The 23,975-nt window shown below is 67.7% G+C and carries 20 protein-coding genes and 2 pseudogenes; 10 read left to right on the forward strand and 12 right to left on the reverse strand.

Translation table 11 applies throughout. The features are described 5' to 3' along the window. Window positions 1-67: 67 nt before the first annotated feature. The 5 genes from A5779_RS17935 to A5779_RS17955 all read left to right on the forward strand — a co-directional run bounded on the left by A5779_RS17935 (window position 68) and on the right by A5779_RS17955 (window position 7,610). Window positions 68-1,594: an alpha/beta hydrolase gene (locus tag A5779_RS17935; protein WP_064884226.1), complete on the forward strand. Its 1,527-nt coding sequence runs from the start codon at window positions 68-70 to the stop codon at window positions 1,592-1,594. A gap of 52 nt (window positions 1,595-1,646) precedes the next feature. Continuing rightward, window positions 1,647-2,987 (forward strand): type I glutamate--ammonia ligase, encoded by a 1,341-nt coding sequence (glnA, locus tag A5779_RS17940; RefSeq protein WP_064884178.1) that lies wholly within the window; start codon window positions 1,647-1,649, stop codon window positions 2,985-2,987. A gap of 49 nt (window positions 2,988-3,036) precedes the next feature. Next, on the forward strand, window positions 3,037-6,042 hold the full coding sequence (locus A5779_RS17945) for a bifunctional [glutamine synthetase] adenylyltransferase/[glutamine synthetase]-adenylyl-L-tyrosine phosphorylase (protein ID WP_110777444.1): 3,006 nt from the start codon (window positions 3,037-3,039) through the stop codon (window positions 6,040-6,042). A gap of 84 nt (window positions 6,043-6,126) precedes the next feature. Then, entirely contained in the window at window positions 6,127-6,756 is a 630-nt protein-coding gene (locus A5779_RS17950) for a PaaI family thioesterase (RefSeq protein ID WP_064884180.1), read from the forward strand. Further along, window positions 6,753-7,610, forward strand: a complete 858-nt coding sequence (locus A5779_RS17955; RefSeq protein WP_055120343.1) for a TIGR03619 family F420-dependent LLM class oxidoreductase — start codon at window positions 6,753-6,755, stop codon at window positions 7,608-7,610. Before A5779_RS17950 ends, A5779_RS17955 begins: the two co-directional genes overlap by 4 nt. Here A5779_RS17955 and A5779_RS17960 read toward each other — a convergent pair. From A5779_RS17960 to glnA (A5779_RS17975), 4 genes are all read right to left on the reverse strand, one after another. Next, window positions 7,607-8,026: a DoxX family protein gene (locus A5779_RS17960; RefSeq protein WP_064884182.1), complete on the reverse strand. Its 420-nt coding sequence runs from the start codon at window positions 8,024-8,026 to the stop codon at window positions 7,607-7,609. The two genes, A5779_RS17955 and A5779_RS17960, sit on opposite strands and share 4 nt — an antisense overlap. 31 nt (window positions 8,027-8,057) lie before the next feature. Next, a complete protein-coding gene (gene dtd, locus A5779_RS17965) occupies window positions 8,058-8,489 on the reverse strand; it encodes a D-aminoacyl-tRNA deacylase (protein WP_064884184.1) in 432 nt (143 codons plus the stop codon). 45 nt (window positions 8,490-8,534) lie between these two features. After that, window positions 8,535-8,861, reverse strand: a complete 327-nt coding sequence (locus A5779_RS17970; RefSeq protein WP_064884186.1) for a darcynin family protein — start codon at window positions 8,859-8,861, stop codon at window positions 8,535-8,537. A gap of 250 nt (window positions 8,862-9,111) precedes the next feature. Continuing rightward, window positions 9,112-10,548, reverse strand: a complete 1,437-nt coding sequence (gene glnA, locus A5779_RS17975) for a type I glutamate--ammonia ligase (RefSeq protein ID WP_055115131.1) — start codon at window positions 10,546-10,548, stop codon at window positions 9,112-9,114. Window positions 10,549-10,704: 156 nt separating this feature from the next. Here glnA (A5779_RS17975) and A5779_RS17980 point away from each other — a divergent pair, with 156 nt between their 5' ends. Further along, window positions 10,705-11,181 carry an RDD family protein gene (locus tag A5779_RS17980; RefSeq protein ID WP_064884188.1) on the forward strand — a complete coding sequence of 159 codons (477 nt, stop codon included), beginning with the start codon at window positions 10,705-10,707 and terminating at the stop codon, window positions 11,179-11,181. A gap of 3 nt (window positions 11,182-11,184) precedes the next feature. On the opposite strand, the gene A5779_RS17985 is transcribed toward A5779_RS17980, so the two are convergent. Genes A5779_RS17985 through lipB form a run of 3 tightly spaced genes read right to left on the reverse strand, consistent with a single transcriptional unit; the run spans window position 11,185 to window position 13,568 of the window. After that, entirely contained in the window at window positions 11,185-11,937 is a 753-nt protein-coding gene (locus A5779_RS17985) for a DUF4191 domain-containing protein (RefSeq protein ID WP_064884190.1), read from the reverse strand. A gap of 4 nt (window positions 11,938-11,941) precedes the next feature. After that, window positions 11,942-12,886: a lipoyl synthase gene (gene lipA / locus A5779_RS17990; protein WP_064884192.1), complete on the reverse strand. Its 945-nt coding sequence runs from the start codon at window positions 12,884-12,886 to the stop codon at window positions 11,942-11,944. Between the two features lie 4 nt (window positions 12,887-12,890). Then, window positions 12,891-13,568, reverse strand: coding sequence for a lipoyl(octanoyl) transferase LipB (gene lipB, locus A5779_RS17995; protein ID WP_064884194.1), 678 nt, complete (start codon window positions 13,566-13,568; stop codon window positions 12,891-12,893). A 144-nt stretch (window positions 13,569-13,712) separates the two neighbouring features. On the opposite strand from lipB, the pseudogene A5779_RS34975 reads away from it, so the two are divergent. Continuing rightward, a pseudogene (locus tag A5779_RS34975) lies at window positions 13,713-13,982 on the forward strand (STM3941 family protein); the annotation flags it as partial. A 135-nt stretch (window positions 13,983-14,117) separates the two neighbouring features. On the opposite strand, the gene A5779_RS18005 reads toward A5779_RS34975, so the two are convergent. Both A5779_RS18005 and sucB read right to left on the reverse strand, forming a co-directional pair. Then, a complete protein-coding gene (locus A5779_RS18005) occupies window positions 14,118-15,026 on the reverse strand; it encodes a TIGR01777 family oxidoreductase (protein ID WP_064884198.1) in 909 nt (302 codons plus the stop codon). A 25-nt stretch (window positions 15,027-15,051) separates the two neighbouring features. Then, window positions 15,052-16,847: pseudogene (gene sucB, locus A5779_RS18010) on the reverse strand (2-oxoglutarate dehydrogenase, E2 component, dihydrolipoamide succinyltransferase). Window positions 16,848-17,060: 213 nt separating this feature from the next. Here sucB and A5779_RS18015 point away from each other — a divergent pair. Next, on the forward strand, window positions 17,061-17,414 hold the full coding sequence (locus tag A5779_RS18015; RefSeq protein WP_064884200.1) for a hypothetical protein: 354 nt from the start codon (window positions 17,061-17,063) through the stop codon (window positions 17,412-17,414). A gap of 67 nt (window positions 17,415-17,481) precedes the next feature. Next, on the forward strand, window positions 17,482-19,218 hold the full coding sequence (locus tag A5779_RS18020; RefSeq protein ID WP_064884202.1) for an SDR family oxidoreductase: 1,737 nt from the start codon (window positions 17,482-17,484) through the stop codon (window positions 19,216-19,218). Between the two features lie 4 nt (window positions 19,219-19,222). On the opposite strand, the gene A5779_RS18025 is transcribed toward A5779_RS18020, so the two are convergent. Genes A5779_RS18025 through A5779_RS18035 form a run of 3 tightly spaced genes read right to left on the reverse strand, consistent with a single transcriptional unit; the run spans window position 19,223 to window position 22,780 of the window. Further along, window positions 19,223-20,143: a lytic transglycosylase domain-containing protein gene (locus tag A5779_RS18025; protein ID WP_064884230.1), complete on the reverse strand. Its 921-nt coding sequence runs from the start codon at window positions 20,141-20,143 to the stop codon at window positions 19,223-19,225. Between the two features lie 26 nt (window positions 20,144-20,169). Continuing rightward, complete coding sequence (locus A5779_RS18030) at window positions 20,170-21,687, reverse strand: leucyl aminopeptidase (protein ID WP_207549093.1); 1,518 nt, start codon at window positions 21,685-21,687, stop codon at window positions 20,170-20,172. 10 nt (window positions 21,688-21,697) lie between these two features. Further along, complete coding sequence (locus A5779_RS18035; protein WP_064884232.1) at window positions 21,698-22,780, reverse strand: adenylate/guanylate cyclase domain-containing protein; 1,083 nt, start codon at window positions 22,778-22,780, stop codon at window positions 21,698-21,700. A 54-nt stretch (window positions 22,781-22,834) separates the two neighbouring features. Here A5779_RS18035 and gcvT point away from each other — a divergent pair, with 54 nt between their 5' ends. Next, window positions 22,835-23,932 (forward strand): glycine cleavage system aminomethyltransferase GcvT, encoded by a 1,098-nt coding sequence (gcvT, locus tag A5779_RS18040; RefSeq protein WP_064884206.1) that lies wholly within the window; start codon window positions 22,835-22,837, stop codon window positions 23,930-23,932. Window positions 23,933-23,975 lie beyond the last annotated feature (43 nt).

The raw sequence follows: 23,975 nt of genomic DNA on the forward strand, positions 1-23,975 counted from the left end.
CCGGTTGGTCTCCGGCCGATCTCTGCTCGGCCTCAGGCGCAGACCCGGCGGTGGCCGCCGTGCGACCATGACTGCCGTGTGGTGGGCGGGTAGGCGGGCGGCGAGCGCCCTTGCGGTGACTCTGCTCAGCGCATCTGCCTTGGTGTGCCCGGTCGCGGTACCTGTCGCGGCTGCTGCGCCGGAATCCGGGCCGGAGTGGGGAAGTTGCGCTCAATGGGTGCAAGATCCGGCACGGATTCCGACAGCGCAGTGCAGCACGGTCGCCGTTCCGATCGATTGGAATTCCCCGGACCCCCAAGGCGCACAAGCGCAATTGGCCGTCATCCGGATACCTGCCAGCGGGCAGCGGATCGGCGCCCTGTTCATCAACCCGGGCGGCCCCGGCGCCTCGGCGGTGGACACCGTCGCCGGCATGGGTGCCGCCCTGGCCGGCTCCCCACTCACCGATCATTTCGATCTGGTGGGCTTCGATCCGCGCGGCGTCGGGCATTCCACCCCGGAGCTGCGCTGCCGCACCGACGCCGAGATCGACGCCTACCGCCGCGAGCCGATGGCCGATTACAGCCCCGCCGGGGTCGCCCACATCGAAGATGTCTACCGCCAGTTCGCCCAGCAGTGCCTCGACCGCATGGGCGCACCGTTCCTGGCCAATGTCGGCACCGCCTCCGCCGTACGGGACATGGACGCGGTGCGGGCCGCGCTGGGGGAGGAACAGATCAACTATCTGGGCTTCTCTTACGGCACCGAACTGGGCAGCGCGTACGCCGAACAGTTCGGGAACCGGGTGCGCACGATGGTGCTCGACGGCGCGATAGACCCCAGCCTGGATCCGATCACCAAGAACGTCCGCCAACTCGCCGGCTTCCAGAAGGCCTTCGACACCTACGCCGCGGAATGCGCGACGTCAGCCGACTGCCCCCTGGGCACCGACCCTGCCCAGTTCGTCAGCCGGTACCAAGGGCTCGTGGATCCACTGGTGACGACGCCGCACCCCACTGCGGACCCGCGTGGACTCGGCTACGCCGACGCGATCACCGGCACCGGCAACGCCCTGTATTCGGCGCGCTACTGGCCGTACCTGACCAGCGGGCTGCTCGGGTTGACGCGTGGCACCGACGCCGGCGACCTGCTGTTGCTCGCCGACGACTACTGGCGCCGCGATGGAACCGGGCACTACCAGAACATGCAGGATGCGTTCACCGCGATCCGGTGCGTCGACACGCCGTTCCCCACCGACCCAGCGGTGTGGGCCGACGCGGATCAGCGGACCCGTGCTGCCGCCCCGTTCATGTCCTACGGCGAGTTCACCGGATACGCGCCGCGGGACATCTGCGCGCTCTGGCCGGTGCCCGCGACGTCGTCACCCCACCCGGTCACCGGGCCCGGGCCGGGCAAGGTCGTGGTGGTGTCCACCACCGGCGACCCGGCCACGCCGTACCAGGCCGGGGTGGAACTGGCCCGGCAAATGGACGCGGCGCTCATCTCGTTCAAGGGCACCCAACACACCGTGGTGTTCAACGGGAACGCCTGCGTCGACACCGCGGTGCTGAACTTCTTCGTCACCCAGGGCTCCCCGGGCAACCTCTCCTGCTAACTCCTTGCAGGCCCGTAACACAGAATTAACAGCCGATGCCTACGCTGCGCTCATGGACCGCCAGAAGGAATTCGTGCTGCGCACCCTGGAGGAACGCGATATCCGGTTCGTTCGGTTGTGGTTCACCGACGTCCTCGGCTACCTCAAATCGGTAGCGATCGCGCCCGCCGAACTCGAAGGCGCCTTCGAGGAGGGCATCGGTTTCGACGGCTCTTCGATCGAGGGCTTCGCCCGTGTCTCGGAGTCCGACACCGTGGCACGGCCCGACCCGTCCACCTTCCAGGTGCTGCCCTGGACCACCAGCGCCGGCAAGCACTACTCGGCGCGCATGTTCTGCGACATCACCATGCCGGACGGCTCACCGTCGTGGGCAGACTCGCGACACGTGCTGCGTCGGCAGCTCGCCAAGGCCAGCGACCTGGGCTTCACCTGCTACGTGCACCCCGAGATCGAGTTCTTCCTGCTGCAGCCCGGCCCGGACGACGGGTCGGTGCCGGTGCCGGCGGACAACAGCGGCTACTTCGACCAGGCCGTGCACGATTCGGCCCCCAACTTCCGCCGGCACGCCATCGAGGCGCTGGAGCAGATGGGCATCTCGGTGGAGTTCAGCCACCACGAGGGCGCACCGGGCCAGCAGGAGATCGATCTGCGCTACGCCGACGCCCTGTCGATGGCCGACAACGTGATGACCTTCCGGTATCTGGTCAAGGAGGTCGCGCTGGCCGACGGTGTGCGGGCGTCGTTCATGCCCAAGCCGTTCGGAGAGCATCCCGGCTCGGCCATGCACACCCACATGAGCCTGTTCGAAGGCGATACCAACGCCTTCCACAGCCCCGACGACCCGCTGCAGCTGTCCGACGTGGCCAAGTCCTTCATCGCGGGCATCCTTGAGCACGCCAGCGAGATCAGCGCCGTCACCAACCAGTGGGTGAACTCCTACAAGCGCCTGGTGCACGGCGGTGAAGCCCCGACGGCGGCGTCGTGGGGCGCGGCCAACCGCTCGGCGCTGGTGCGCGTTCCGATGTACACCCCGCGCAAGGCGTCGTCGCGGCGTGTCGAGGTCCGCAGCCCCGACTCGGCATGCAACCCGTACCTGACGTTCGCGGTCCTGCTCGCCGCCGGTCTGCGCGGCGTGGAGAAGGGTTACGTGCTGGGCCCACAGGCCGAGGACAACGTCTGGAGCCTGACACCCGAAGAGCGGCGCGCCATGGGCTACCGCGAGCTGCCCACCAGCCTGGGCAACGCGCTGGAGGCCATGGAGAACTCTGAGCTCGTCGCGGAAGCGTTGGGGGAGCACGTATTCGACTACTTCCTGCGCAACAAGCGCGCAGAGTGGGAGAACTACCGCAGCCACGTCACGCCCTACGAGCTGAAGACCTACCTGTCGCTCTGAGACGGGTGGCGCCGGTGCCGGTCGTTTCCCGCGAGCGTGCGCTACCGTCGTGAACGTGCCCAAGCCTGCAACCGATCGCCCGAAACTGCCCAGCGTCGGTCGGCTCGGTCTGGTCCATCCCCAGGCAGCGGCCCACTTGGAACAGCTCGGCTGGAACACCGAGTCACACGTCGAACTGCTGTGGTCGCTGTCGCGTGCACCGGACGCCGACGTCGCGCTGCTGGCAATGGTGCGGTTGACCGACGCGCTCGGCGCGGACGCCGACGAACTCAACCGGCGGCTCCTGACCGACAAGGCGCTGCGGGGCCGGCTGTTCGGGGTGCTCGGATCCTCTCTGGCTCTCGGTGATCACCTCGTCGCCCATCCGGAATCGTGGCGGTTGTTGGCCGGTGCGGTCGACCTCCCCGGCCCCGACGAACTGCACAGTGTCTTCACCGCTGCGGCCCGGGCAGCCGAGATCGACAGGGGCGCAAGCAGTGCCGTGCCCGCGCTGCGGGATCTCTACCGGGACCGACTGCTGGTCCTGGGCGCGCTCGACGTCGCCTCGACCGTCGAGAACGAGCAGGTGCTGCCCTTCGTCGAGGTGGCCGCCCATCTGTCCGACCTGGCCGACGCCGCGCTGGGCGCCGCGCTGACAGTGGCCACCCGCGTCGTGTGCGACGACGGTGTGCAGCCCCGGCTGGCAGTCATCGCCATGGGTAAATGCGGTGCGCGCGAACTGAATTACGTCAGCGACGTCGACGTCATCTTCGTCGGGGAATCGGTCCCGGACGGCGACGGCGACGACAACCTGGCCACCGCGACCCGGGTGGCCGGCGAGATGATGCAGTTCGCCGCCGATGCGTTCTTCGAGGTCGACGCCGCGTTGCGCCCCGAAGGTAAACGCGGACAACTGGTCCGGACACTGGAATCCCACGTCGCCTACTACCAGCGTTGGGCGAAAACCTGGGAATTCCAGGCCCTGCTCAAGGCGCGTCCCGCCGCAGGCGACGCCGAACTGGGCAAGGCCTACATCGAGGCTCTGATGCCGATGGTGTGGACCGCGTGCGAGCGTGAGGATTTCGTTCCCGAGGTTCAGGCCATGCGCCGCCGCGTCGAGGAACTCGTCCCGGCCGGAGTGCGGGCCCGCGAGCTCAAGCTGGGCACCGGCGGCCTGCGTGACGTCGAATTCGCGGTCCAGCTCCTGCAATTGGTGCACGGACGCAACGACGACTCACTGCATGTGGCGTCCACCGTCGACGCGTTGGCGGCCCTCGGCGAGGGCGGTTACATCGGCCGCGACGACACCGCGAACATGACGGCATCCTACGAATTTCTGCGACTGCTCGAGCACCGGCTGCAGCTGCAGCGGCTCAAACGCACCCACATGCTGCCCGACGACACCGACGTCGAGGCGTACCGATGGCTGGCCCGGGCGGCGCACGTGCGACCCGACGGCCGGCACGACGCCCAGGGCGTGCTGCGCGAAGAACTCAAGCGGCAGAGCATGCGGGTGTCGCGACTGCACGCCAAGCTCTTCTACCAGCCGCTGCTCGAAACGGTGGGCCAGCCGGCGCTGGGAATCGGCGCAGGCATGAGCACCGAGGCGGCCGAACGTCAGCTTGCCGCACTGGGTTACGAGGGGCCCCAGAGTGCACTGACCCACCTGGCCGCGCTCACGGGCCAGAGTGGGCGTCGGGGCACGGTGCAGCAGGTGTTGCTGCCGACCCTGTTGGACTGGCTCTCGGACACCCCCGACCCGGACGCGGGCCTACTGGCCTACCGCCGGATCAGCGAGGAGCTGTCCGAGCAGCGCTGGTACCTGTCGACCCTGCGCGACGAGGGCGCAGTGGCCAAGCGGCTGATGCGGGTGCTGGGCACCTCGGCCTACATCCCCGAACTGCTCATGCGGGCTCCTGAGGTGATCCAGCTGTACGCCGACGGGCCCAACGGCCCCAAACTGCTCGACGGCGATCCCGACAGCCTGGCCCGTGCCCTGGTGGCCTCGGCCGGCCGTCACCCTGACCCGGTGCGCGGCATCGCCGCCGCCCGCACCCTGCGCCGTCGCGAACTGGCCCGCATCGCCTCCGCGGACGTGCTGGGCCTGCTCGACGTGACCGACGTGTGCAAGGCACTGACCGCGGTATGGGTTGCCGTGTTGCAGGCCGCACTCGACGCGGTGATCCGGGCCAACACCCCCGAATCCGGTGCGCCCGCACGCATCGCCGTGATCGGTATGGGTCGCCTCGGTGGCGGCGAACTCGGCTACGGCTCCGACGCCGACGTGATGTTCGTGTGCGAACCCAACTCGGGTGTCGAGGAATCGGCGGCCGTGCGCTGGTCGGTGAGCATCGCCGAACAGGTCAGGGCCCTGCTGGGGACACCCAGTGCGGACCCGCCGTTGGAGGTCGACACCGGACTGCGCCCGGAGGGCCGTAACGGGCCCCTGGTGCGCACGCTGGCGTCATATGCAACCTATTACGAGCAGTGGGCGCAGGCCTGGGAGATCCAGGCCCTGCTGCGCGCTCACCGGGTGGCCGGTGATCTCGAGCTCGGCGAACGATTTCTGCTCATCGCCGACAAGACGCGTTACCCCGCCGGTGGGGTCTCGGCCGAAGCCGTCCAGGAGATCCGCCGGATCAAGGCACGCGTGGACGCCGAACGGCTGCCCCGCGGCGCAGACCCCAACACCCACACCAAGCTGGGCCGTGGCGGACTGGCCGACATCGAGTGGACCGTACAGCTGCTCCAGCTGCGTTACGCGCACAATCTCCCTGCGCTGCACAACACTTCGACCTTGCAGACCCTCGACGCGATCGGCGCGGCCGAGCTGGTCGCCGAGAGTGACGTCGAATTGTTGCGCGAGGCCTGGCTGACGGCCACGCGGGCGCGCAACGCACTGGTCCTGGTCCGCGGCAAACCCACCGATCAGCTGCCCGGGCCGGGCCGCCAGCTCAACGCGGTCGCGTTGGCGGCCGGGTGGGGCAGCGACGACGGCGGGGAGTTCCTGGACAACTACCTGAGGGTGACGCGGCGGGCGAAGGGTGTGGTCCGGAAAATTTTCGGCGGGGAGTAGCCGAGGCCGAATTGGGCCCCGCGTGCAGGACGTCCCAGTGGCTGGTGTTAATAAGGGCATATAACCAATTCACTGGGAGTCCGGATGCAGCACACGTTCGACGTCATCAGCGCGGCCGAGCACGAACGACTCGAAGCGCTCTACGAACCCTTTGCCCGGGCGATGCGCGAACTCGTCGACGCCGGCGTGCGAACCCAGGTGGACCCGCAGTCCATCGCCGAGGCAACCGCGGCCGTCGAGGCCGTCACCGCCTCGCTGCGCCGCGAACAGCGCGACGGGCCACACGCCTTGCTTCATGCCGAGACCAACCGCCCGGTGGTGTGGGCCAACCCGGTCGTCGGACTGCGCAACGCTCTGGCCCCGCCGCTGGTGATCGAGCATGCCGAGGACGGCAGCTGCTGGAGTGAATTCGTGCTGGGCGCCGCCTACGAGGGGCCGCTGGGCTGGGTGCACGGCGGCATCTGTGCGCTGGTGCTCGACCATATTCTCGGCGAGGTGGCCAGTGGGGGACTGAACGAGCCGCGCTACACGGGGACCATCACGTGCCGGTACAACCGCGGCACTCCATTGGGGCCGCTGCGCGCCGAGGCCCACATCGATCGGACCGAAGGTGTCAAAACCTTTGCGCGGGGCCACATCAGCGACGGCGACGGGATCACCGTCGAGGCGGAAGGCGTCTTCATCACCCCGGCGTGGGCGCGGGACGCCGGATGAAGTTCTACGTGAGCATGGCCTTCATGGACACCCGGGAGGCCGTCGAAGTGGCCAGGGCCGCAGACGATCTCGGGTACGACGGGATGGGCATCCCGGATCACGTGGTGAACCTGGAGACGCTGTCGACACCGTATCCGTACACCAAGGACGGCAAGCGGCGCTGGGAGGCATTCACCGACTGGCCGGACCCATGGGTGATGATCGGCGCCCTGGCGCTCGTCACCACCAGGTGCAAGTTCGTCACGACTGTCTACCTGCCCGCGATGCGTGACCCGTACTCCGCCGCGAAAGCCATCGGCACCGCGGCCTATCTGGCCGACGGGCGGCTGGAACTCGGCATCGGCGTCGGCTGGTGTGAGGAAGAGTTCGACCTGCTGGGGCAGCAGTTCGCGCGACGCGGCAAGCGCACCGACGAGATGCTCGAGCTGATGAAGAAGCTGTGGGAGCCCGGCTGGACCGAGTTCTCCGGCGAGTTCTATTCCACGCCCCGGCTCGAGATGGAGCCCACCCCGCCGCGGATCCCGATCTACGTCGGTGGTCTGTCCGACATCGCGCTGCGGCGCGCGGCGCGCCACGACGGCTGGATCGGCGATCTGATCTCCACCGATGACGCCCTGCAGCGAGTCGATCGGTTGCGCGAGCTACGTGCCGAAAAGGGTTTGACGATGGATGATTTCACCATCATCACGCCGCTGACCGACGCCTTCACTCCCGAGCACTACGCGCGTGCGGAGGCTGGTGGGATTCAGGGCATCATCACCATGCCGTGGATGTTCTACTCCGGGCCCTCGGCGACCCTGGCCGAGAAGATCGACGGACTGAAGCGCTTCCGCAAAGACCTCGCGCTGGACTAGGCGGCAAGCCGCTTGCGGCGCGTGGCGTCCAACGCGTAAGCGCCACCACCGATTGCGGCGAGCAGCAGGAAGCCGAAGCAGTACAGCACGGCGAGTTCGCCGCCGTTCTCGATCGGCCACAGGCCCTTGGGCTGGTGCTCGGTGAAGTAGGCAAAGGCCATCTGGCCCGCGGCGATGATTGCGGCGATCCGGGTGAACAGCCCGACCGCGATCAGCAGGCCGAGGACCAACTCGAGTACACCGGCGTACCAATACGGCCAGGTGCCCACCGGGACAGCGCCGCTCCCCGAATCGACGGGCCAGGCAAAGAGTTTGGATGCACCGTGGATGGCGAACAGCAGACCGAACACGACGCGGAACAAGCTGATGACAGCAGGAGAAATTGAGCTCAGTCGGCTGTCCAAGTTGGTCGTCATGTGCCGACAATACTCGCCGTCCGCAGAAAACTCACAGCTCCAGCAACACCGTTACCGGCCCGTCATTGACTAGTTCCACCTTCATGTGCGCCCCGAAAACTCCTGTTTGCACAACCGCACCCAATTCCTTGAGTGCGCCCGCGAACTCTGCCACCAGAGGTTCAGCAACGGCACCGGGTGCGGCCGCGTTCCATGACGGGCGCCTGCCCTTCTCGGTATTGGCGTACAGCGTGAACTGGCTGATCACCAGGATGGGTGCGCCAACGTCCGCCGCGGACTTCTCACCGTCGAGTATCCGCAACTGCCAGAGCTTTTCGGCCATCCGCCGGGCCTTGGCGGCGTCATCGTCATGGGTCGCCCCGACCAGGGCGACCAGCCCCTGCGGGTTCGGCTCGATCGCGCCGACGATTTCGCCGTCGACCGCAACATTGGCCGATGTCACCCGCTGCACCAGAACCCGCATCGGTCCATTGTGCTTTCGGCGCTGAGCCGGCCGCCGGTCGGGTGCCTACCCGAGGGCGGATCTGCCGTAGTTGTCCGCGTACGCGTTCGCCACGCCAGGGAGGATCTCGACGATGGTGAAATAGCGGTCCCACAGTGGTGTTTCGCGGAGTTCCTCGACCGCGAGCTCGTACTCGTGCGGATCGGTGGTCTCCCAGAGCAGGAGGTCGGTGACCCTGGCGGTGTAGAACTCCGTGTCGTACCAACGGAAATTCACTGCGGGGTGTCGATCGAGTATCGGTTGCAGGTGCCGGGCCAGCTCATCGAAGCGTTTGGCCACCGGAAATCCGAGCCATTCCGGATTGGTCTTGACCAACATGAAAACCGTGAACATTGTGAACCTCGTTCTCTCATCTGTGAATACGACCGGAGAGAAACGAAAAGGCCAACGAATCTCTCCGTTGACCTGTGAGGTTGTCAGCACCGCAAGCGATTGCGCTCGCGTTGGTTAGGTTAGCCTAAAACTGTGGCCCCCGGCAAGAACCGGGGGCCACAGTCTGAGCGACTTGGACGTCGCGTCGGCGGTGCCGACTTAAACGTCGCGTCGGCGGTGCCGACTTACACGTCGCGTCGGCGGTGCCGACTTAAACGTCGTAGTACAGGCTGAACTCGTACGGGTGAGGCCGGATCTGGATCGGCATGATCTCGTTCTCCCGCTTGTAGGAGATCCAGGTCTCGATCAGGTCCTCGGTGAACACGCCGCCCTCGGTGAGGTACTCGTGATCCTCTTCGAGCTTGTCGATCACCGCGGCCAGCGAGGTCGGGGCCTGCGGGATGTTGGCGGCCTCGTCCGGCGGCAGCTCGTAGAGGTCCTTGTCGACCGGGGCGAGCGGCTCGATCTTCTTCTTGATGCCGTCGATGCCGGCCATCAGCATGGCCGCGAACGCCAGGTACGGGTTACCCGAGCTGTCCGGGCAGCGGAACTCGAGGCGCTTGGCCTTCGGGTTGTTGCCGGTGATCGGGATACGGACGCAGGCCGAGCGGTTGCGCTGGCTGTAGACCAGGTTGATCGGGGCCTCGTAGCCCGGCACCAGACGCTTGTAGGAGTTGACCGTCGGGTTGGTGAACGCCAGCAGCGACGGGGCGTGGTGCAGGATGCCGCCGATGTAGTGGCGGGCGATGTCGGACAGGCCCGCGTAGCCGGACTCGTCGTGGAACAGCGGCTTGCCGTCCTTCCACAGCGACTGGTGGGCGTGCATACCGGAACCGTTGTCACCGAACAGCGGCTTGGGCATGAAGGTGACGGTCTTGCCGTTCTGCCACGCGGTGTTCTTGATGATGTACTTGAACAGCAGCACGTCGTCGGCCGCGTGCAGCAGCGTGTTGAACTTGTAGTTGATCTCGGCCTGACCGGCGGTGCCCACCTCGTGGTGGCCGCGCTCCAGGGTGAACCCGGCGTTGATCAGGTTGGTCGACATCTCGTCGCGCAGGTCGACGTAGTGGTCGTACGGCGCCACGGGGAAGTAGCCGCCCTTGGGGCGGACCTTGTAACCGAGGTTGGGGCGGCCGTCGGCCTCGGAGGGCTCGCCGGTGTTCCACCACGCGGACTCGGAGTCCACCTCGTAGAAGGTGCCGTTCATCCGGGAGTCGAAGCTCACGGAGTCGAAGATGTAGAACTCGGCCTCGGCACCGAAGAAACAGGTATCGGCGATACCGGTGCTGGCCAGGTAGTTCTCCGCCTTGCGGGCCACGTTGCGCGGGTCACGGGAGTAGGCCTCGCGGGTGAACGGGTCGTGCACGAAGAAGTTCAGGTTCAGCGTCTTGGCGGCGCGGAACGGGTCGATGCGGGCGGTGTCGGGGTCCGGCAGCAGCATCATGTCGGATTCGTGGATCGACTGGAACCCGCGGACCGACGAGCCGTCGAATGCGAGACCGTCCTCGAACACGCTCGCGTCGAACGCCGACGCCGGGATCGAGAAGTGCTGGACGACGCCTGGCAGATCGCAGAAGCGAATGTCGACGTACTCGACGTTCTCGTCCTTGATCAGCTTGAAGATGTCGTCGGACGTCTTTTCTGCCACTTCAGTGTTCTCCTTTACTGGTAACCCGCGGGTTGACGCTAAGGACACGATGTTGCGCAGTCGTCAACCATATGTTGCGCGCAAGTTACGCGATGACCGTTCTCTGTGACATGAGCTACTCGCCGCAACCAAACCGGCCACGCCTATTCTGGCCCTATGGCGCGCACGATGGGAACTTGGCTGTCCGGACCTTCCTCCGAACCCGCCAGTGGATATCCGGGAGAGCGGCTCGGACTTCCCCAGCAGGGGCCCGGGTCGATCGCCCGATTCGGCCGACGCGTCGGTGCCATCCTGGCCGACTGGCTGATCTCGCTGGGCCTGACGGCGGTGCTGGCGGTGTCGTTCGGGCTCATGAGTCGCGACCAACTGCTGTACTCGCTGGACTTCCGGAACATCGCGCTGCTGGTGTGGTTGGTCATCGGGGTCGCCGCGGTGCGCTTGTTCGGCTTCACCCCCGGCCAGTACCTGCTGGGTCTGGCGGTGATCCCGCTCGACGGCCGCGACCATGTCGGGTTGGGCCGGGCGCTCACCCGCAACCTGTTGATCGTGCTGGTCATCCCGGCGCTGTTCACCGACGAGGACCACCGAGGTCTCCATGACCTGGCATCGAAGACCGCGGTGGTGCGGCGCTAGAACCTAGCGCCGACGCACCGTGCGCTGCACGCCACGCATCTTCGCGCCGGCGGGCATCGGACCCTTGGGCATCCCGGCCGGACCGGACTTGGTGCCCAGTGCGGCGAGCCGGGACTCGATCGAGTCCATCTGCTTGACGGTGATGTTGGCCGGCAGCTTGTTCAGGTGGCGCTCCAGCTTGGACAGCGGCACCTCGCCCTCGCCGTTGCCGACGACGATGTCGTAGATCGGGATCTCGCCGACCAGGCGAGCGGTGCGCTTCTTCTCCTGCGCCAGCAGTGGCTTGACCCGGGTGGCCGAACCCTCACCGACGAAGATCACACCGGGACGACCGATCACCCGGTGCACTGCGTCGAAATGACCCGTCGCGGCGACGCCGGGGGTGACCCGCCACTTGCCACGCAGGTTGTCCAGTGCCCAGGCCGCGGCACCCGTCTGGCCCTCGGCCTTCTTGTACACCGACTTCTGGGCCCGGCGGCCGAAGATGATGAACGCGACGAGCGCGCCGAGCACCACACCGAGCGGGACCATCGTGTACATGGTGAACCCGCCGATGAGCAGGCCGGCGACCACAGCGGCAGCGACGATCAGCACGAACGCGCCGATCATGTACGGCAGCAGGCGCTTGTCCTCTTTGCGCTGGATCTGGAATGCCTGCCACAGCTGACTGCGCCGCTGTTTCGAGGCCGCCTTGCGGGCAGCCTTCGCCTCGGCCTTTGCCGCCTTGGTTTCTGCGGCATTGCGGGTTTTCGCCATTACTTCAGGATACGGGGGGTTGATCCGCGAACCGAACCCGCGCGGCCTGGGCATAGAGCCGGCCCGCGCGGTAGGACGAACGGACCAGTGGTCCGGCCAGCACACCGGCGAATCCCAGGCCCTCGGCATAGCTCGACAGCTCGACGAACTCGTCGGGGTGGACCCAGCGTTCGACCGGGTGGTGGCGGGGGGAGGGCCGCAGGTACTGGGTGATGGTGACGATGTCGCAGCCCGCGTCGTGCAGGTCGCGCAGTGCGGTGTGCACCTCGTCGATCGTCTCGCCCATCCCGAGGATCAGGTTCGATTTGGTAACCAGACCGAAGTCGCGGGCAGAGGTGATGACCGCAAGGCTGCGGTCGTAGCGGAACGCCGGACGAATGCGCTTGAAGATGCGCGGCACGGTTTCGACGTTGTGCGCGAACACTTCTGGGCGCGACTCGAAAACCTCTTCAAGCTGTGCGGGCTCTCCGTTGAAGTCCGGGGCCAACAACTCCACGCCGGTGTTCGGGTTCAGGGCATGGATCTGACGGACCGTCTCCGCGTACAGCCACGCCCCGCCGTCGGGCAGGTCATCACGGGCCACCCCGGTCACGGTCGAGTATTTCAGCCCCATCGCCTGCACGCTCTCGGCGACCCGGCGCGGCTCGTCGCGGTCCAGATCGGCCGGCTTGCCGGTGTCGATCTGGCAGAAGTCACAGCGGCGGGTGCACTGCTCGCCGCCGATCAGGAACGTGGCTTCCCGGTCCTCCCAGCATTCGAAGATGTTGGGGCAACCCGCCTCCTCGCACACCGTGTGCAGACCTTCGCGGCGAACCAGGCCCTTGAGTTCGGTGTACTCCGGACCCATCTTGGCCCTGGTCTTGATCCACGGTGGCTTGCGTTCGATGGGCGTCTGCGCGTTCCGCACTTCCAGACGCAGCAGTTTCCGACCTTCAGGCACCACAGTCACTGGTTCATCCTACGTTCAGCGCTACTTCCAGGCGTCCGTCGAGCGCGTCGGACACGGCGGCGGCGACGCGGTCGGTGACGTCCTCGACGGTGATGCGACGGCCGAGTTCTGCCGTCAGCGATGTCACACCGGCATCCGCGATTCCGCACGGCACGATGGACGAGAACGCCGACAGGTCGCAGTCACAGTTCAGCGCGAACCCGTGCAGCGTCGTCGCCCGGGACACCCGGATGCCGATCGCGCCGACCTTGCGGGCCGGGCGCAGCCCGTCACCGGCGACCCACACGCCCGACCTGCCCTCGACCCGGCCCGTCTGCAGACCGAGATCCGCGCACACGGTGATGAGTGATTCCTCAAGGCGCCGAACGAAATTCACCACGTCGAGCGGCTCGGTCAGCCCGATGATGGGGTAGCCCACCAGCTGTCCGGGGCCGTGCCAGGTGATCTTGCCTCCGCGGTCCGTGTCGACGACGGGAGTGCCGTCCACCGGACGTTCGTGTGGCTCGGTGCGCTTGCCGGCGGTGTAGACGGCCGGGTGTTGCAGCAGCAGCAGAGTGTCGGGCCCGCCGGCCACCCTGGCATCGGCGATCTCGCGCTGTAGTTCCCAGGCGGATTCGTAATCGATCGTCCCCAGCTGCCGCACCGCCACCGGAGCAGTCGCCGAGCGGATGGATGCTGCCATGATCGTCCACGCTACTCGCGCGCAAAATTGCTGCCCGGCGCAGGGGTTGACGCCGAATAAGGTCGGATGGTGCCGGAATTCTCTGCCCGATATTCGCCGTGGCGATTGTTGATGTTGACGGTGCTCGGCGTACTGATGGGCGCAATGTCGGCCTGGGTGGCGAGCTCGGCCGAGGCTTCCCTGCTGCACAAAGCTGTCGGTGCCTGCGGCACCCTGTTCTTCCTGGGCGCGGCGGTCACCACCGCGGTCCGGTTGTTCGACCGCCGTGAGCAGCTTTCGGTGTCGCCCGACGGCATCTACTACAAGCAGTGGTCCGAGGCGGTCATCCCGTGGGACGAGATCGTCGGCGTGACGGTGTGGAAGTACCGGCGGCAGCGGGCGATCATCCTGCATCTGGTCGACCCCCGCCGATTCCCGTCGACCACACTGCTGGGCAGGGTCGCCCGGGCCAACCGGCGGCTGACCGGAGGCGACATCGCTGACGCCGATGGACCGTTCGTTCGACGAGGCGCTGACGGTGATCGAGGACTACCGGGCTACGTCGGCTCGCTAGTCCTCGGGTGCGGCGGTGGCATATGCCAATGCCTCGCCGACGGTGTTGTGGTGGAAGCTGAAGCCGGCCCGCTCCAGGGCGGCGGGGATCGCGCGCTGGCCGATGAGCAGTCCCTCGTCGGCGATCTCGCCGAGCAGCGTTCGCAGCGCGAATCCCGGGACCATCACCGGAGTGGGCCGGTTGAGCGCCCGGCCCAGTGCGGCGGTGAACTCGGCATTGGTCACCGGGGCCGGACCGGTGAGATTGACCGGTCCGGAAAGGCTTTCGGTCGCCATCGCGAACAGCACCGCGCGGACCTCGTCCTCAAGGCTGATCCACGGGATGTACTGCCTGCCGTTGCCCAGCCTGGCGCCCAGGCCGAGAGAGAACAGCGGCTTGAGCCGGTTCACCATGCCGCCCGACGGGGACATGACCAGCCCGGTACGCAGCAGCACCACCCGACAGCCGGCGGCGACGGCCGGCGCGGTCGCCGCTTCCCAATCTGCGCACAGCCCGGCAAGGAAACCGCGCCCTTCGGGCGCGGACTCGTCGGTCACCCGGTCCCGGGTGTCGCCGTAGTAGCCGACCGCGCTGGCATTGATCAGCACCGGCACCCCGGCATCGGCCGCCGCCCCGGCCAGCACCTCGGTGGGGCCGATCCGGCTGTCGCGCAGGCTCTGCTTGAAGGCGCCCGACCACCGTTTGTCGCCGACGCCGACGCCGCAGAGGTTCACCACCGCGTCCACGCCATTCAGCGCGCCGGCGTCGAACTCGCCGGTGTCGGGGTTCCAGAACAGCTCATCGCCGTTCGATGGTGCCCTGCGTACGATCCGGAGCACCCGGCGATCGGCAGCGCGCAGCGCTGACACCAGCGCCGAACCGATCAGACCGGATGATCCCGCTATCGCGATGACGGCGTCCGCCACAGTGGGGAGCCCCTCCTAACGGCGTTTACAGCCCGAGGTCGGCCTCGAAAGCACCTTCTTCGAGCCTGCGCTTGATGGTGGTCACGAACCGGCCGGCATCTGCGCCGTCGATCAGCCGGTGGTCGTAGGTCAGCGGCAGGTAGCACACCGAGCGCACACCGATCGACTCATTGCCGTACTCGTCGGAGATCACCCGCGGACGCTTGACGATCGCCCCGGTGCCCAGCATCGCCGCCTGCGGCGGCACCAGGATCGGGGTGTCGAACAGCGCGCCCTGGCTGCCGATGTTGGTGATGGTGAACGTGCCACCGGACAACTCGTCTGGCTTGAGGTTGCCCGACCGGGCCCGAGCCGCGATGTCGGAGATGGCACGCGCCAACCCGCCCAGCGACAGATCACCGGCGTTGTGGATCACCGGAGAGAGCAGACCCTGATCGGTATCGACCGCGAAGCCGAGGTGCTCGGCGTCGTAGTAGGTGATCTCCTTGGTGTCCTCGTTGTAGCTCGCGTTGATGTTCGGGTGGATCTTCAACGCATCGATGACGGCGCGGGCGATGAACGGCAGATAGGTGAGGTTGACACCCTCGCGCTCGGCGAAATCTGCCTTCGCCCGGGCCCGCAACGCCACGATCTTGGTCATGTCGACCTCGTGGGTCTGGGTCAACTGCGCAGTCGCCTGCAACGATTCCCGCGTCTTCTTCGCGGTGATCTGGCGAATCCGGTTGGCCTTCTGCGTCGTTCCGCGCAGGTGCGCCAACGCCGGGGACGGGGCCGCCGACGCGGCGGCGGGTGCGGCCGCGGCAGGGGCCGCCGGTGCGGCCGGAGCCGGGGGAGCCTTTTTGGCCTCGGCCGCGGCGAGCACATCCTGCTTGCGGACGCGGCCGCCGACACCGGTGCCCTTCACCGATGCCAGGTCGACACCGTTCTCCGCGGCCAACTTTCGCACCAGCGGGGTGACGTACGGCGAGCCGTCTCCGGCTGCCGCCGGGGCTGCGGGCGCCGGAGCCGCCGGAGCGGGGGTGGGAGCCGGCGCGGCGCCGGCCGCTGCTCCCGAAGCACCCGCTCCCGAAGCGAAGCCTGAACCGAAACCAGAGCCCAAGCCCGAACCCAAGGCCGAGCCCGCCCCTGCCGCGCCGGCTCCCACCCCCGCTCCGGCGGGGCCGGCGCCGCGGAGGCGTCACCGATCTTCGCCAGCTCGCCGCCGACGGCCACTGTGTCGTCCTCTTCGGCGGTGATCTCCAGCAGGGTGCCGGCCACCGGGGACGGGATCTCGGTGTCGACCTTGTCCGTGGACACCTCGACGAGCGGCTCGTCGACGCCGACCGAGTCGCCGATCTTCTTGAGCCAGCGGGTGACGGTGCCCTCGGTGACCGACTCACCCAACTCGGGCATCACGACGGTGGTGGCCGACCCGGAGGCGGCGGGCGCCGGAGCGGACGGGGCCGGCTGTGCCGGGGCCGCGGGCTCCGGGGCTGCAGTCTCGGCAGGGGCGGCCGACGGCTCGGTGGTCTGGGGCTGCGGCTCGGGTTCGGGCGCTGCCTGCGGGGCCGGGGATTCGGCCGGCGCTGCAGAGGCTTGTTCGCCGGCCTCGCCGATGACCGCGAGCTCGCCACCGATCTCGACGGTGTCGTCCTCTTGGGCGACGATCTTCGTCAGCACACCCGCGGCGGGCGACGGGATCTCGGTGTCGACCTTGTCCGTGGACACCTCCAGCAGTGGCTCGTCGAGTTCGACGGTGTCGCCCTCTTGTTTCAGCCAGCGGGTGACGGTCCCCTCGGTGACGCTCTCACCTAGCGCGGGCATCTGGACGGAGATGGCCATGTATTGACTCCTCGGACGGTCACTTGTGACGACTCGAACTCTGGCTTACCACAGCTAGGTGCACTGGGTACGGCACCTAGGTGGATTGTCGGAACCATCCTGTCACTGCAGCAACATTCGCACTCACTCAGGGTTGCCGATCCTCTGGCACTATCGAGTGAGGGTTTGCAGGGCGGTTCGTCGAACTTCCCCAGAGCTGAGGAGATCCGTCCGTTGGGCCTGTTCGATACGTTTCGCCGAAACCGGTCGGCGCGCGGATCCGGCAGCGACCAGGCCGGGGACCTGCAGTATCTGCAACGTTGGGTGGCCGAGCATGTCGGGGTCGAGGCATTCGTCGAACCCCGCACCACCGTCACGGAGGTGACGGTCGTGCTCGTTGCTGCGGACGGAGAATGGACGCGGCGCCGCACGGGTGGCGAGGCGGGTGCGCGGAGGCTCAGCGAGCGTTTGCAGATCCCCGTGTACGACGTGCAGAAGGTCGGATATCCGCAACGGATGCGGGACTACGACGCGCGTCGACGCATCGAACGGCAGCGCGCCATGTACCGCGAACTCGACGACCGTTAGAGTCAAGGCAACCGGTACCTCCGGTATTGGATACTGTTCGTCACAGGTACCTCGTGGAGGATGGACTATGCAGCGCTTCGTCGACAGTTCGGACGGAACCCGTATCGCGGTTTACGAACAAGGGGACCGGCAGCGCCCCACGCTGGTGATGGCCCACGGCTGGCCGGACTCGCACGTGCTGTGGAACGGCGTCACGGGCGAACTCGAGGACCGCTTCCACATCGTGCGGTACGACAACCGCGGCGCCGGGGCCTCGGATGTCCCCAAGGCGGTCAGGGCCTACCGGATGGACCGATTCGCCGACGACCTGTCTGCGGTGATCGACGCGGTGAGCCCCGGCCGCCCCGTGCACGTGCTGGCCCACGACTGGGGTTCGGTCGGCGTATGGGAGTACCTGAGCCGGCCCGAGGCCTCCGAGAAGGTGGCGTCCTTCACGTCGGTGTCGGGACCCAGCACCGACCACTACGGGTCGTTCGTGCGCGGCCGGCTCGCCCGCCCGTACCGGCCCATCCGGTTCGCCAAGGCGGTGAACCTGGCCTCGCGGTTCAGCTACTGGATCCCGTTCTCGGTCCCCGTCGTCGCGCCGGTCCTGATGCGGCGCGGTGCCGCGCGTCGACTGCAGGCCATCGACACCGCGGGCCCCAAATTCCAGTCCGAGGCGCTTGACACCGATGCGGCGAACGGCCTGAAGATCTACCGCGCCAATGCGATTCGCTCGTTCACGACTCTGCGGAGCGATCACTATGTGACGGTGCCCGTGCAGTTGATCTGCAACGACCACGATCCCGTGGTGCGTGGACACGGCTACGACGAGGCGTCCAAGTGGGTGCCGCTGCTGTGGCGCCGGGACCTGAAAGCCGGCCACTGGGCGCCGTTCTCACATTGGCGGGCCATCGCCAACGCGACAGCCGATCTGATCGATCACATCGAGGGTTCCCCGGCCTCCCGCGCCTTGCGGCGTGCTCAGGTCGGCCGCTCGCGTGATCCCTTCAGCGACACACTGGTTTCGGTGACCGGTGCGGGCAGCGGCATCGGCCGTGCCACCGCCCTGGCCTTTGCCGCACAGGGCGCCGAACTGGTGGTCAGCGATATCGACGAGGCTTCGGCCAAGGCCACCGCCAACGAGATCGCCGCGCGCGGCGGCGTGGCCCACGCCTACGGACTCGACGTGTCCGACGCCGAGGCCGTGGAAAGCTTCGTCGAGCAGGTCTGCAGCACCCACGGCGTGCCCGACGTGGTGGTCAACAACGCCGGAATCGGCCACGGCGGCAAGTTCCTCGACACCCCGGCCGAGCAGTTCGACCGGGTGCTCGATGTGAACCTCGGGGGAGTCGTCAACTGCTGCAGGTCATTCGCCCGACGCCTCGTCGACCGCGGTACCGGTGGCCACATCGTCAACGTGGCCTCGATGGCCGCCTATTCGCCGTCGGCTTCGATGAACGCCTACTCGACCAGCAAGGCCGCGGTGTTCATGTTCTCCGACTGCCTGCGCGCCGAATTGGAAGCGGCGGGAGTCGGTTTGACGACGATCTGCCCGGGCATGATCGACACCAACATCATCGACACCACCCGCTTCGACGTCCCTGCCGAAAAGCAGGACCAGGTGGAGCAGTTGCGCGCGGCGACCAAGAAGGCCTTCGCCGCGCGGCGCTACGGGCCGGACAAGGTGGCCAAGGCCATCGTCGCCGCGGTCCGCAAGGACAAGGCGATCCGCCCCGTCACCCCGGAGGCCTATGCCGCCTACGGCGTGGCACGGCTGGTGCCCTCGGCGCTGCGCCGGGTGGCGCGGTCGGGGTCGCTGTAGACCGCTACTGCGGGTGGGCCGTCAGATACTCGCCGACGGGTATCCGCGACTCGGCGGCGTACCCGATGGGCAGCAGCACGTCCCCTGCGGTGGAGACGTAGTACACATCCCAGCGGTAGAACGCGCCGAAGGCCGCCGGATCGGCGGCCATAGCGGCGGCGTAGTCGGTGACCGCTCGCACGTACTCGTCGGCGTTGTTGTACCGGAACAGGGCGTGGTCGGGGTCGTGGGAAAAACCATTGGCGGCCAAGTAATTTCCGGCGGCCATGATGCTGTCCCGGGGTGAGTGGATGTCGCCGCCCAGGCCGTACGCGGCGAACGTGGAGGGCATGAACTGCATCGGCCCCTGCGCGCCGGCCGAGCTGTCGCCGGTGACGCTGCCGAAGTGTGTCTCGATCAGGTTGATCGCCGCGAGGTAATTCCAGCCCACGCCGGAGGCCGCCTCGGCCTCGCGGTACGCGTCCAGGAGCAGCTCAGCCGGAGCCGGCGGGTTGATGCGCCACGCAGGCAGCGTGTCCTTGGGTTCGGCCAGCGTGGCGAGTTGCCGACGCGCATCGACGTTGTGGTCGTAGAACGCGACCAGTTCCGCGGGGATGCGGGGCCGGATGATCGCGTCCCATTCGGGGTGGCGGCCGATCGCGCGGTAGGCGACCTGCTGACGCCGGGCCGCCTGTGTCAGCGTCGTCTCCGGCGTCGACGGAGCACGGAGGGCACGCTCGTCGGCGATGAGATCCTGCGCCAGCCGAGCCGGATCCGGCGCCAGGCGGGGCTGCGCTCCGGCGGGGGTCGCCGGCGCGGCCGGGTGCGTCGACGGTGCGGCCGCACTCGTGGAGGCTCCCGGCGGCGGGTTCGACGTTCCCGAACAGCCGGCGAGAGCTGCGCCCAACGTGAAGAAGATCGCGAGGCTCCGAAGAAATCTCGCCATCTTGTTCACGTTGGGCGGGAACATGATCAGCCGTTGTCGGCGATATCCTCCAGGACCGCGAACATCGTCCGCGTCGGCACGCCGGTGCCGCCCTTGGGTGTGTAACCCCAAGGGCCGCCGGTGTTGTAAGCCGGGGCGGCGATGTCGATGTGCGACCACTGGACCCCGTCGGCGACGAACTCGCGGAGATACGTGCCCGCCACCAGCATCCCGGCGTAGCGGGACCCGCTGACATTGGCCAGGTCCGCCACCGAGGACTTGAGGTCGTCCTTGAGTTCCTCGGGCAACGGCATGGCCCAGCCGTTCTCGCCGACGGACTGCGACAGCGTCGCCACCCGGTCGCGGAACTCGTCGCTACCCATCACGCCCGGCGTGCGGGAACCAAGGGCCACGGTCTGCGCGCCCGTCAGGGTGGACGTCTCGATCAGGTAATCCGGCTCGTCCTCGCACGCACGCACGATCGCGTCGGCCAGGATCAGACGACCTTCGGCGTCGGTGTTGAGCACCTCGACGGTGATCCCGCCGTACTGGGTCAGCACATCGCCCGGGCGTTGCGCGGTCGACGACGGCATGTTCTCGGCCATCGGCACGGTAGCGATCACCTCGATCGGCAGGTTCTGCCTGGCGGCCAGCACCACGGTCGCGATGACCGCGGCGGCGCCACCCATGTCCGAGGTCATGTGATGCATGTTGGCGGCCGGCTTGATCGAGATGCCGCCGGTGTCGAACGTGATGCCCTTACCGACGAGCGCGACGCGCTTGGCCTTCTTGCCCTTTGCGCCCCGGTGGATCAACCGCACCAGGCGCGGTGGGCGCGACGACCCCTTGCCAACACCCACGATGCCGCCGTAGCCGGCCTTGGCCAGAGCCTTGTCGTCCAGCACCTCGACCTCAAGCCCGGCGTCCTCACCCAAAGCCTTTGCGCGCTTGGCGAATTCGTCCGGAAAAAGGTGGCTCGGCGGGGTGTTGACGAAATCCCGGGCCGTCGCGACCGCCGAAGCGATGTCCACCGCGCGCTGCGCTTCAGCCTTGGTGGCGGCCTTGGTATCGGCGGCCAGCGCGGTGATCGCGGTCAACCCGGCATCGGTGGGTGCGGTCTTGGCGCTGCGGAAGTCACTGAATCGGTAGGCGCCCAGGATCAATCCCTCGACGGCCGCCTCCAGGTCGATCGCCGACAGCGACGTCACCACCGTGGCGACCTTGTCCAACGCGCGTGCTGCGGTACCGGCGGCCCGGCGGACCGTGTCGGCCGACCACTCGTCGCGCGGCTTACCCAGGCCGACAGTCAGCACGCTGGCAACCGGAAGCGACGCGACCACCAGGCGGTGCGTCTGGCCCTCGCCGCCGGTGGCTCCCAGCGCCTGCAGGCTGGATTCCACGGCGGCGACCGCGTCGTCATCGAGGTAGGGCCCCACGGCCAGAACCTTGGGCCCGGCGTCGTCGCTGACGACGCCGATGACGAGGACGGCCTCGGCGACCCCCTTGCGGGGCAACGACGAGCTGACAGTGACGGTGGGGGCCTGGTAGCCGGGTGCGCTGCTCACCCCGTTCACCCTAGAGTCCGGCGAGCGGATACGCCGTGACCGGTGCGTCGAACCCTTTCAGGGTCAGCGCCTGCGCCGCGGCGAACTGTCGGCGCGGCAGGAGATCGTGCAGGGACTCCGACACCAGGATCTGGCTGGGTGGCGCGATGCCCACCAGCCGCGCCGCGCGATTGACGGTGTTGCCGAAGTAGTCGCCGCCGATGGCTAGCGCGGGACCGAAGTCCACTCCTGCCCGCACGTGCAGGCCCGTCTCACGTACCCGCGGGTGCGTGACCAGGTCGACGGCCACCTGAGCCAGCTGTTCGGGTTCGTAACCCACCCACATCACGGCGTCGCCGATGAACTTCACCACCCGGCAGTCGCGGGCGTGGACGATGTCGGAACTCGTCGAGCTGAACTCGTTGAGCAGGGCCGACAGTTCGGTGGTGGTCAGCATCTGGGTGAGTGCGGTGAAACCGGAAAGATCGGCAAAACCGATGCCACACAACACGCCTGAGGATCCCTCCTGCAAGACGTGCTCGAAGTAACGCCGTGTGCTCATCAGATGGTGACGGTGCACGGCGTCGATCATCGAGCCGATGCGGGGAATGAACCGGGCCGCGGCCCGGTAGGCCTTGGCGGTGGTGAGCTCGTCATGGGAATGCTCGAGCTGGATGTCGGGGGTGCCGGCCCGGCTCATCGACGAGATGGCCTCGGACAACCTCGCCATGCCCGAACCCACCACTCGAAGCAACCCGGTGGCCTCGACGTCTCCCACCAGCACACGCATCTCGGCCCAGGTGCGCAGCGCCTCCACGTCGGCCGTGCTCAGTGTCTTTACGTCGCATCCGGCGACGGTCAGGCCAAGCGCTGCCCACGCGCGTTCCACGTCGGCCAGCGGAACCTCGATCATCGCGGCCACATCGGCCAGGCAGAACTCCGGCGGCCCCGACCACTGCAGGACATCGCCGGCCAGGCCGAACAGCCGGCCGCGGGATTCGGCCTCGATCATCTCCTCGGCGGTGAACCCGAGACCGTCCAGATACTCGATGAGCGGGGCGCGCCTGCGGGCGTCGGCGATCCCGCCGGATTCCAGCGCATCGAAATCGACCACCAGGTAAGTGTGCAGTTTGGTGGTGGGATCAGGCGTGCGGTTTAGGGTGAACTCGTGAGTGACGACCTGCTGCACGGACCGTTGGAAGACCGCCACCGCGAACTGGGGGCCAGTTTCGCCGAGTTCGGCGGATGGCTGATGCCGGTGTCCTACGCCGGGACCGTCTCCGAGCACAATGCCACGCGTGAGTCCGTCGGCCTGTTCGACGTCAGCCACCTCGGCAAGGCACTGGTCAAGGGGCCGGGTGCGGCGGCCTACGTCAACGCGGCCCTCACCAACGACCTGAACCGGATCGGACCGGGCAAGGCGCAGTACACCCTGTGCTGCACCGAGTCGGGCGGCGTGATTGACGACCTGATCGCCTACTACGTCTCCGACGACGAGATCTTCCTCGTGCCCAATGCCGCGAACACCGCGGCTGTCGTCGCCGAACTGCGCAAGAACGCTCCCGACGGGCTGACCATCACCGACGAGCACCGCTCCTACGCCGTGCTGGCCGTGCAGGGGCCGAAGTCCGCCGAGGTGCTCGACGCGCTGGGGCTGCCCACCGACATGGACTACATGGGCTACGCCGATGCCGAATACGACGGTGTGTTCGTCCGGGTGTGCCGCACCGGCTACACCGGCGAGCACGGCTACGAACTGCTGCCGGCCTGGGACCGCGCCGGCGTGGTGTTCGACGCCCTGGTGGCGGCCGTGCGCGCGGCCGGCGGCGAGCCCGCGGGCCTGGGTGCCCGCGACACCCTGCGCACCGAGATGGGCTATCCGCTGCACGGACACGAACTGTCGCTGGACATCTCGCCGCTGCAGGCCCGCTGCGGCTGGGCGATCGGATGGAAGAAGGACGCGTTCTGGGGCCGCGACGCGCTGCTGGCCGAGAAGGAGGCCGGACCGGCCCGCGTGCTGCGCGGCCTCAAGGCCGTCGGCCGCGGAGTGCTGCGCGCCGATCTCGCGGTGGTCGACGGGGACACCCGGATCGGGACCACGACATCGGGAACGTTCTCGCCGTCACTGAAAGTCGGTATCGCGCTGGCGCTCATCGACACCGCCAACGACATCGCCGACGGGCAGCTGGTGAGTGTGGACGTGCGTGGCCGCGCCGTCGAATGCGAAGTGGTCAAGCCGCCGTTCGTGGCCCCGCACACCCGCTGAGCTCCTGCTCCCGCGGGGAAATGCGCTAGCGACCGGGCGATAC

Source organism: Mycolicibacterium peregrinum, assembly GCF_001665625.1.
GTDB classification, from domain to species: Bacteria; Actinomycetota; Actinomycetes; order Mycobacteriales; family Mycobacteriaceae; genus Mycobacterium; species Mycobacterium peregrinum_B.

Bases quoted from the DNA above. Each gene is read 5' to 3' on its own strand.
- A5779_RS17935 (WP_064884226.1), top strand. From the start codon at position 68: ATGACTGCCGTGTGGTGGGCGGGTAGGCGGGCGGCGAGCGCCCTTGCG.
- glnA (WP_064884178.1), top strand. From the start codon at position 1,647: ATGGACCGCCAGAAGGAATTCGTGCTGCGCACCCTGGAGGAACGCGAT.
- A5779_RS17950 (WP_064884180.1), top strand. From the start codon at position 6,127: ATGCAGCACACGTTCGACGTCATCAGCGCGGCCGAGCACGAACGACTC.
- A5779_RS17955 (WP_055120343.1), top strand. From the start codon at position 6,753: ATGAAGTTCTACGTGAGCATGGCCTTCATGGACACCCGGGAGGCCGTC.
- A5779_RS17960 (WP_064884182.1), bottom strand. From the start codon at position 8,026: ATGACGACCAACTTGGACAGCCGACTGAGCTCAATTTCTCCTGCTGTC.
- dtd (WP_064884184.1), bottom strand. From the start codon at position 8,489: ATGCGGGTTCTGGTGCAGCGGGTGACATCGGCCAATGTTGCGGTCGAC.
- A5779_RS17970 (WP_064884186.1), bottom strand. From the start codon at position 8,861: ATGTTCACGGTTTTCATGTTGGTCAAGACCAATCCGGAATGGCTCGGA.
- A5779_RS17980 (WP_064884188.1), top strand. From the start codon at position 10,705: ATGGCGCGCACGATGGGAACTTGGCTGTCCGGACCTTCCTCCGAACCC.
- A5779_RS17985 (WP_064884190.1), bottom strand. From the start codon at position 11,937: ATGGCGAAAACCCGCAATGCCGCAGAAACCAAGGCGGCAAAGGCCGAG.
- lipB (WP_064884194.1), bottom strand. From the start codon at position 13,568: ATGGCAGCATCCATCCGCTCGGCGACTGCTCCGGTGGCGGTGCGGCAG.
- A5779_RS18020 (WP_064884202.1), top strand. From the start codon at position 17,482: ATGCAGCGCTTCGTCGACAGTTCGGACGGAACCCGTATCGCGGTTTAC.
- A5779_RS18025 (WP_064884230.1), bottom strand. From the start codon at position 20,143: ATGGCGAGATTTCTTCGGAGCCTCGCGATCTTCTTCACGTTGGGCGCA.